Source organism: Albidovulum sp. (assembly GCF_049646345.1).
Lineage (GTDB): Bacteria > Pseudomonadota > Alphaproteobacteria > Rhodobacterales > Rhodobacteraceae > Albidovulum.
Window position 1 is genome coordinate 1 of record NZ_JBARVQ010000503.1, and the last position, 7,739, is coordinate 7,739.

Annotated in this window: 9 protein-coding genes; 4 read left to right on the top strand and 5 right to left on the bottom strand. The window is 63.1% G+C overall.

Going from position 1 to position 7,739, the window contains the following annotated elements:
* Window positions 1–124: 124 nt before the first annotated feature.
* Both tmpB and tmpA read right to left on the bottom strand, forming a co-directional pair.
* A complete protein-coding gene (tmpB, locus tag WBB85_RS12675) occupies window positions 125–715 on the bottom strand; it encodes a (R)-1-hydroxy-2-trimethylaminoethylphosphonate oxygenase (RefSeq protein WP_432638969.1) in 591 nt (196 codons plus the stop codon).
* Window positions 712–1,854 carry a 2-trimethylaminoethylphosphonate dioxygenase gene (gene tmpA / locus WBB85_RS12680; RefSeq protein WP_432638970.1) on the bottom strand — a complete coding sequence of 381 codons (1,143 nt, stop codon included), beginning with the start codon at window positions 1,852–1,854 and terminating at the stop codon, window positions 712–714. Before tmpA ends, tmpB begins: the two co-directional genes overlap by 4 nt.
* Before the next feature lie 99 nt (window positions 1,855–1,953).
* Between tmpA and WBB85_RS12685 the strand changes: the two genes are divergently transcribed.
* From WBB85_RS12685 to WBB85_RS12700, 4 genes are all read left to right on the top strand, one after another.
* Window positions 1,954–2,814 (top strand): LysR family transcriptional regulator, encoded by an 861-nt coding sequence (locus WBB85_RS12685; RefSeq protein ID WP_432638971.1) that lies wholly within the window; start codon window positions 1,954–1,956, stop codon window positions 2,812–2,814.
* An 84-nt stretch (window positions 2,815–2,898) separates the two neighbouring features.
* Entirely contained in the window at window positions 2,899–3,792 is an 894-nt protein-coding gene (locus WBB85_RS12690) for an SPFH domain-containing protein (RefSeq protein ID WP_432638972.1), read from the top strand.
* A complete protein-coding gene (locus WBB85_RS12695) occupies window positions 3,792–4,064 on the top strand; it encodes an NfeD family protein (RefSeq protein ID WP_432638973.1) in 273 nt (90 codons plus the stop codon). The genes WBB85_RS12690 and WBB85_RS12695 overlap by 1 nt, the downstream gene beginning before the upstream one ends.
* Window positions 4,054–4,479 (top strand): NUDIX hydrolase, encoded by a 426-nt coding sequence (locus WBB85_RS12700; RefSeq protein WP_432638974.1) that lies wholly within the window; start codon window positions 4,054–4,056, stop codon window positions 4,477–4,479. The genes WBB85_RS12695 and WBB85_RS12700 overlap by 11 nt, the downstream gene beginning before the upstream one ends.
* Before the next feature lie 12 nt (window positions 4,480–4,491).
* Here WBB85_RS12700 and WBB85_RS12705 read toward each other — a convergent pair whose 3' ends face one another.
* The 3 genes from WBB85_RS12705 to WBB85_RS12715 all read right to left on the bottom strand — a co-directional run.
* Window positions 4,492–5,331, bottom strand: coding sequence for a 4-(cytidine 5'-diphospho)-2-C-methyl-D-erythritol kinase (locus tag WBB85_RS12705; RefSeq protein WP_432638977.1), 840 nt, complete (start codon window positions 5,329–5,331; stop codon window positions 4,492–4,494).
* A complete protein-coding gene (locus WBB85_RS12710) occupies window positions 5,321–7,030 on the bottom strand; it encodes a tetratricopeptide repeat protein (protein WP_432638975.1) in 1,710 nt (569 codons plus the stop codon). Before WBB85_RS12710 ends, WBB85_RS12705 begins: the two co-directional genes overlap by 11 nt.
* A gap of 107 nt (window positions 7,031–7,137) precedes the next feature.
* The coding region (locus WBB85_RS12715; RefSeq protein ID WP_432638976.1) for a 4Fe-4S dicluster domain-containing protein at window positions 7,138–7,739 on the bottom strand (602 nt) is incomplete at its 5' end.

Sequence of the window (7,739 nt, forward strand, 5' to 3'; positions counted from 1 at the left end):
GGCCAAGGTCCAGCCCGTCGGGCAGGTCGCCCTGATAAAGATGATAGGCCATGCAGAAACCCTTTTGCTGATCCTCCCGGCAATAAGGCCTGCCGGGCGCGGACGCAACAACGGTGCGGGCCGTCTAGGCGGGGCAATGCGCATCGACGATGCGCTGGACCATCGGCGCGAAATGCCAGAAATCCGGCGTTTCCATATCAGGCCGATTGCCCGCCTCATCCAGATAGCGCACCTGAACGATCTTTTTCAGGTTCGGGTTCTTCTCAAATTCGACCACTTCATCGGGCGACATCGGTCCACCCTGAAGGTTCAGGGAATGGATCGACGCCTCTGACAGCCGCCCGAAATAGTCGGGCTTCGTGGCGCAAAGATAACGCTTGGCCGCGACATGGTAGCGAACACAATCGGTGATGACCGAGGGGAAGAAGGCGGCCAGAACCTCTGCCCCCGCCTCTTCGTGAAAGCGGTCCTCGGTATCCGCCATCGAAAACGTCCCGAATTCAGAGGTGAAATGGCCGATATCGTGCAGAAGTGCGCCGACGATGATTTCCTCATCCAGCCCGTTCGCTTCGGCGATGGTCGCGCCTTGCAGCATGTGCTGCCCCATCGTTACCAGTTCGCCCAGATATTCCTCATGCCCACAGCGTTCGAAGATATCGCCGAGGAAGGCGACGATATTGTCGCGGGTCAGCGTCGTGAAATCCGGTTTGGTCATTCCGCCGCCTCCGGCATTTGATGTTCCAAAGCGGCAAGGGTCGACAAAAGGCCGTCCTTGTCGGCGTAGCAGCCCTGAAGCCAGCGGGTGCCGCTGCCGGAATAGCCCTTGCGGGCATGCAGCACGCGAGTGTTGTCGACGATGAAGCACTCGCCGGGGTTCAGGCGGAACGTTACCTCCATCGCCGGGTCGTCGATGATCTCGCCCAGACGGCGATAGGCGGCGTAATAGGTGGCCATGTCGTCGAAAGGCACATCGGTGATCGCCGCGGCAGAGCGGTTGTTGAACCGCACGGCGATCAACTCGCCGTCGGGTGAAAGTTCGATCATCGGGCGGCGGGACCGCAGGCGCACACCCGCTTCGCCCGCATATTCGAACCGCGCGCAGTATTTCGTCAGAACGTCGAACCAGTCGGGGTTTTCCTCGCGCAAGCGCAGGGCGGCGGCGAACCCATCGACCACCATATTTTCACCCCCCGCAGCCGAGCTTTCGAGGCAGTAGAGCACCTGAACCGTCGGCACCGGATCGCGATAGGGGTTGTCGGTATGGGCCTGAAGGCCAAGGCCTGTATAGGCGAGGTTGGTGGGATTGACCTCTGTCCTGACTTCGAAATGGCGGCCGTAATTCGTCTCGCGCACATAGCCGAAGAGGTCCACGACCTTGAACAGCGCCCCCGGCTCTACCGGCCCGCCGGTCAGCTTGCCAAAGCCATAGCGCGCGACCTTGGCCAGCCAGTCGCGCTGTGCGTCCACATCACCGCTGATCGCGCCGAAATCGCCCACAGGTACATTCGCCATCAGCCGTTCGTCCCAGATATTAACCCCCGGTGCGGTCCAGCCGGTTTCGGTCAGCGTGGGCCGGTCATAAGCATGGGCCTCCAGCCAGTTCAGGTCATAGGAAATGGTCTTGCCCTCGGGCGCGAAGGTGACATTCAAGGCAGTGCCCGCGATCTCTGCCGCCTCGATCCGGATATCCGGGCTTATGTCGCGCAAGGCAATCAGGCGCTGGCCATTGCCGGGCGCCCGCGTCTCGGCATCCCAGGCATTGTCCCTCAGCCAGACCGCATGGAACCGCTGCGGCCCCATTTCCGTCTCAAGCGTCAGATAAGCACCGCCATCCTTGATCGTCACCGTGCCCATACCGGTCATCCTTTCGCGTATCGAGAACCGGCGACAGATTGCAGAGGATAAGATATAAACTCAAATTAGGCGTTTACGATCTGAGGTATCGTTTTCCTAATGGCAGGTTCAAGCTTCGACAATCTTCCGCTGGAATGGATCCGCGCGTTTGAGGCGGCCGCCCGGATGGGCAGTTTCACCGCAGCGGCGGTGGAAACCGGATTGACGCAATCGGCGATCAGCCAGCGCATCGGCCATCTGGAACGCCGCCTTGGCACGCGGCTTTTCGTGCGACAGGCGCGCTCGATTGCCCTGACGGTGGAGGGCGACGCCTGGCTGCCGCATGTCCGCACGGCGCTCGAAAGCCTGCGCGAAAGCTCCGAGGCGCTTTTCGGGGTCGCCCGCGACCGGCTGACGATTTCCGCCAGCACTTCGGTGATCGACCTCTGGATCACGCCGCGGCTGGATCGGCTGACGCAGGCAATCGGCGGCCAGATCACCTTTCGGACGATGGTCCTGTCCACCGACGCGCCGCATGACGATGATACGGTGCGGATCCGTTACGGCACGGGCGATTGGCCGCAAACCTATAAACAACCACTCTTCTCAGAGGTCATGGCACCCGTGGCAGCCCCGGCGCTCTTGCACAAAGACGAGGCATGGCAGGACCTGCCCCGCATCGCGGTCTCTGGCCCGCGCCCGGGCTGGACCGAATGGTGCGCGTTGACCGGCACACCGACCGTCCCGATCCCGGTGCTGCGCTTCGACACATTCGCCTCGGCGCTGGCGGCGGCGCGGGCCGGGCGCGGGGTTCTGCTGGCCTCTTTGCCACTTTGCGCAGCCGATCTGTCGTCCGGAACGCTCGCGCGCATCGGCGACGCCACTCTGCCCCATCACGCGACCTATTGGCTGATCGCGTCGAAAGAGCGGTTGAGCCGCACACAATGGGGCGCACTTTCCGGGGCACTGACCCTGCGGTAACGGGGCGTCACGGTCGGGAGGGGGCTTTTCTCCCCCGGGATGAAAAGGCATAGTCCAGCGAATTGAACAACGAGGAAACGAAAAATGGATTTCGGGCAGATCGTGGGCGAACTCATTGGTGGCAACGGCGTACTACTGGCGCTGGCCGTGTTCATCATCATCTGCGTCATGCTTGGCGTGCGGATCGTGCCGCAATCCGAAAAGCATGTCGTGGAACGGTTCGGGCGGCTGCGCTCGGTCCTTGGGCCGGGGATCAACTTCATCGTGCCGTTCCTTGACCGGGTGGCGCACAAGATCTCGATCCTTGAGCGGCAGTTGCCGAACGCTTTGCAGGACGCGATCACGACAGATAACGTGCTGGTGAAGGTTGAAACATCCGTCTTCTACCGCATCACCGAGCCGGAAAAGACCGTCTACCGGATCCGTGATGTGGATGGCGCGATTGCCACGACCGTGGCCGGTATCGTCCGGTCCGAGATCGGAAAGATGGAGCTGGATCAGGTTCAGTCCAACCGGTCCCAACTGATCGGTATGGTGCGCGAGCAGGTCGCCGCGATGGTCGATGACTGGGGCATCGAGGTGACGCGGGCCGAGGTTCTGGACGTGAACCTTGATGAGGCAACCCGCGCGGCGATGCTGCAGCAGCTCAACGCCGAACGTGCCCGCCGGGCGCAGGTGACCGAAGCCGAGGGCAAGAAGCGCGCGGTAGAGCTGAATGCAGACGCAGAGCTTTACGCCGCTGAACAGGAGGCGAAGGAGCGGCGGGTTCTGGCGGATGCCGAGGCCTATGCGACCGGTGTGATCGCCGAGGCGATCCGGCAGAACGGGCTTGAGGCCGCGCAGTATCAGGTCGCCCTGAAACAGGTCGAGGCGCTGACCGCCGTCGGGCAGGGAACGGGCAAGCAAACCATCATCGTGCCTGCCAACGCGCTTGAGGCATTTGGCGATGCGTTCAAGATGCTGAAGGGGCGGTCGTGATGCTCTGGCAGGAATGGTGGATCTGGATGATCGCAGGGGCCGTTCTGGGCATCCTTGAGGTCGTGGTGCCGGGGTTCATCCTGCTCGGCTTCGCCATGGGGGCGGGACTGACCGGGCTTCTGCTCTGGGCTGGCATCCTCGGGACGTCGCTGTCGGCTCTGGTCCTTGTTTTCGCCGTCGCCTCGCTGGTGGCATGGCTTGTGCTGCGCAAGGTGGTCGGTGTGCGCCACGGTCAGGTCAAGGTCTGGAACCACGACATCAATGACAACTGAGCTCGCCTTCGTCGGCGCGAAACTTGCGCTGATCAAGGAGGGGCAGGTTCTCACATATTTGCGGGATGCGCGGGAGGGGCTGGCCTTTCCCGCGCATTGGGACTTTCCCGGCGGCGGCCGCGAAGGTGATGAAAGCGCAGAGGATTGCGTGTTGCGCGAGCTTCACGAAGAGTTCGGGCTGATCCTGCCACCCGACCGGCTGATCTGGCGGCGCGACTATCTGTCCGACCATCTTGGCGGCCAGCGGGTCGCGTTTTTTGGCGGGCGGATCACCGATGCAGAGATCGCCGCGATTGTCTTTGGCGATGAAGGCCAGTTCTGGGAGATGATGGCGATTGATGCCTTCCTTGCCCATGATCGGGCAATCACCCATCTTCAGAACCGGCTGCGCGACTTCCTTGGTACTGCCCCCTGATGCAAACCCTGATCAGCGCAGCATGGGTGCTGCCTGAACCCACCAATCCGGTCGGGACGTGCTGATTGCAGCAGCAGCAGCCTCGGCCAGGCCGATATTGGGGAAGAGGCCGAAACAGGTCGCGCCCGACCCGGACATTCTCGTATGCAGGCTGTCCGTTCCGGCAATCGCCGTCAGAACATCGCCGATCACAGGTTCCAGCGCGCGGGCCAGTGCCTCCAGATCGTTGCGCTGCGCGCTCAGCCAGGTGGCGAGTGCCTGCGCCGTGCCGAACCTCGCGGGAAGCGATGACAATGGCGGATTGTCCTTTCGCGGCAGGGCGCGGAACACCGCCGGTGTCGACACTGCGACCCGTGGATTGACCAGAAGCAGGGCGATGCCGTCCGGCAGGTCCGGCACCCGGCCGATCACATCGCCGATCCCGCTCATCCGCGCCGGATGAGCGGCAAGACAGACCGGAACATCCGCGCCAAGAGCCGTCACCACATCAGCGGGGGGAAAGGGCTGATCCCAATGGCGGGCCAGTGCCTTCAACGTCGCGGCGGCATCCGCCGATCCGCCACCGATGCCCGAGGCAATCGGAAGCCGCTTGGTCAGAGTGATCGCCGCGCCATGCCCGGTGCCGAAGGATCGCGCCGCCCGCAGAACCAGATTGTCCTCTCCCGGCGTCAGTGCATGCCCCTCAGGGCCGGTGATTGTCAGGGTCAGCGGGTCGGAGGGTGAAACGGAGATCGTGTCACCGAAACCCGCAAACACGACCAGACTGTCCAGCAGGTGATAGCCATCGGCGCGCTGGCCGGTAACATGCAGCGCGAGGTTCACCTTGGCCGGAGCAAAGACCTCAGCCGTCATTCGTGGTGATGGCAAGCGGCTCGGCGCCTTCTTCCTTCAGGACAGCATCAAGGCCGATTTCCAGCTTGCGGCGGATACGCGCGGCCTCGGCCTCGGTAGCGGGTTCGAACGAAAGGGCGCGCTTCCATTGGAACTCGGCCTCGCGCTGGCGCCCGACGGCCCAGTAGACATCGCCGAGATGGTCGTTGACGACCGGGTCGACCGGCATCAGCTCCACCGCCTGCTCCATCTGCACGACCGCCTCGTCATAGCGACCAAGCCGGTAGAGCGCCCAGCCGAGGCTGTCGACGATTGCCCCGTCATCGGGGCGTCCGGCAACGGCGGTCTCGATCATCTTCAGCGCTTCGTCGTAGTTCTCTTTCCGCTCAAGATAGGAATACCCGAGATAGTTCAGGACCGACGGCTGGTTCGGCTGCAATTCCAGCGCCTTGCGGAAATCGGTTTCGGCCTTGTCCCAGTTCTTTTCGCGCTCATTGGCGATGCCACGGGTGTAGTAGACGATCCACTGTCCACGTTCTTGCCCGCTGAACGCGGCGATGGCGCGGTCATAGGCCTTGGCGGCGTCGGCGAACTGTTCCTCGCGGCGATAGGTATCCCCCAGCGCCGACCAGATATCGACGCGTTCGGGATGGGCCTTGGCAAGCTGGGTCAGAACCTCGATGGCCGCATCGACCCGTCCGCTGGCGATCAGCGCATCGGAGCGGCCAAGCTCGGCCGCAAGGAAGGCGGGGTTTTCCGGCTGGATACGGTTGTAGGTTTCCGTGGCCAGATCGTGCTGTCCTTGCGCTTCCAGAACCTCGGCTGCCAGCAGGATCGTATCGGCATCCTCCGGCGCGATGTATTCGGCCATGCGCGCGTAGGCGAGGGTGAAATGGTCGCTCGTCTCGCTGTAAAGCGCCGAGGCAACGGTGTAGAACACCTCGGCGATCCCGGCCGAGGGGCTCTGGATCAGCGTGAAGGACAGGGTCTCACCGGCTTCCAGCTCTGCCCGCATATTGGCAAGCTCGGGGCTCGGCCCGTCGCCGAACACCGCGTCGATCAATTCGATCGCATCGGCATTGCGCTCCAGCTGGCTCAGCACCTGGGCATGGGCGATCACCCCGCGCTTGGTGGCGCGCACCGTGCCGCTTTCCTCGCCCGAAAGGATCCGGTCCGCGCCTTCGAAATCACCGACCGAAGCCAGTGCCAAAGCCTTGTGATAAAGACCGAAGATGCGGCTGCCATCGGTTTCCGTGACCTCATCGAAGGCGACGGTCGCGTCGGACATCTGCCCCATGCCGACAAGCGCCCAGGCACGATAGAGACCGTCGACCAGCGGCCCGGCGCTGCGCCCCTTGTCCAGTTCCGCGATGGCAGCTTCGAAGTCACCCTTGCGGGCAAGATCGGCAAGAATGACAAGATCGGCAAACTGGCTGGGTTGGCCAAGCCCGTTCATGACCTCGGCCGGAGGCAGGGCTTTTTCGACGGATCCGCGCCCGATCTGGGCAACGACGGCGTTCTCCAGCAATCCCAGATTGGTCGGGTCGGCGACCAGCGCCCGGGTGAAGAAGTCGGCCGCAATGTTGTATTCGAAATTCCGGCTGGCCTGGCGTCCCGCCAGATAGGGTCCGGCAAGACCGTCGGCGGCCAGCGCAGGCAACGCGGTGGTCAGGCCAAGGCCAAGGGAAATCACGAACGGCAGTGAGCGCAGATTGGTCACGAAAGGCTCCTTCAACGCGGTATCGCCAGAAGGTAGTGCGCAGATGGCCGCAACGCAATGCGGGGCGCCGTTTCCGACACCCCGCATGTGTGTTTCTGCCGAAATTGTTACATATTCGGATAATTCGGTCCGTCACCGCCCTGCGGGGTCGTCCAGTTGATGTTCTGGCTCGGGTCCTTGATGTCGCAGGTCTTGCAGTGGACGCAGTTCTGGAAATTGATCTGGAAGCGCGGGCCGCCCTCGCCGTCCAGCACCTCGTAGACTCCCGCCGGGCAGTAGCGCTGCGCCGGTTCGTCGAACTTCGGCAGGTTGACCGAGATCGGCACCGTCGGGTCCTTCAGCCGCAGGTGGCAGGGCTGGCTCTCCTCATGGTTCGTCGCGGCGAAGGCGACGTTGGTCAGCCGGTCGAACGAGAGAACCCCATCGGGCTTCGGATAATCGATCTTGGGGAATTTCGAGGCTTCGCCGGTCGCGGCGGCATCGGTCTTGCCATGTTTCAGCGTGCCGAAAAACGAGAGGCCGAACAGGTTGTTGGTCCACATGTCGAGGCCACCGAGGACGAGCGACGGGATCATCCCCCAGCGCGACCACATCGGCTTGACGTTGCGCACGCGCTTCAGGTCCTTGGCCACCGGCCCGGTGCGCAGAAGCGCTTCGTACCCGTCCAGTTCGTCCCCGGATTGGCCGTTCTGCAGCGCCACATAGGCCG

Excerpts from the sequence above, each read along its gene's own strand:
- tmpB (WP_432638969.1), bottom strand. The coding sequence starts at position 715 with ATGACCAAACCGGATTTCACGACGCTGACCCGCGACAATATCGTCGCC.
- tmpA (WP_432638970.1), bottom strand. The coding sequence starts at position 1,854 with ATGGGCACGGTGACGATCAAGGATGGCGGTGCTTATCTGACGCTTGAG.
- WBB85_RS12685 (WP_432638971.1), top strand. The coding sequence starts at position 1,954 with ATGGCAGGTTCAAGCTTCGACAATCTTCCGCTGGAATGGATCCGCGCG.
- WBB85_RS12690 (WP_432638972.1), top strand. The coding sequence starts at position 2,899 with ATGGATTTCGGGCAGATCGTGGGCGAACTCATTGGTGGCAACGGCGTA.
- WBB85_RS12695 (WP_432638973.1), top strand. The coding sequence starts at position 3,792 with ATGCTCTGGCAGGAATGGTGGATCTGGATGATCGCAGGGGCCGTTCTG.
- WBB85_RS12700 (WP_432638974.1), top strand. The coding sequence starts at position 4,054 with ATGACAACTGAGCTCGCCTTCGTCGGCGCGAAACTTGCGCTGATCAAG.
- WBB85_RS12705 (WP_432638977.1), bottom strand. The coding sequence starts at position 5,331 with ATGACGGCTGAGGTCTTTGCTCCGGCCAAGGTGAACCTCGCGCTGCAT.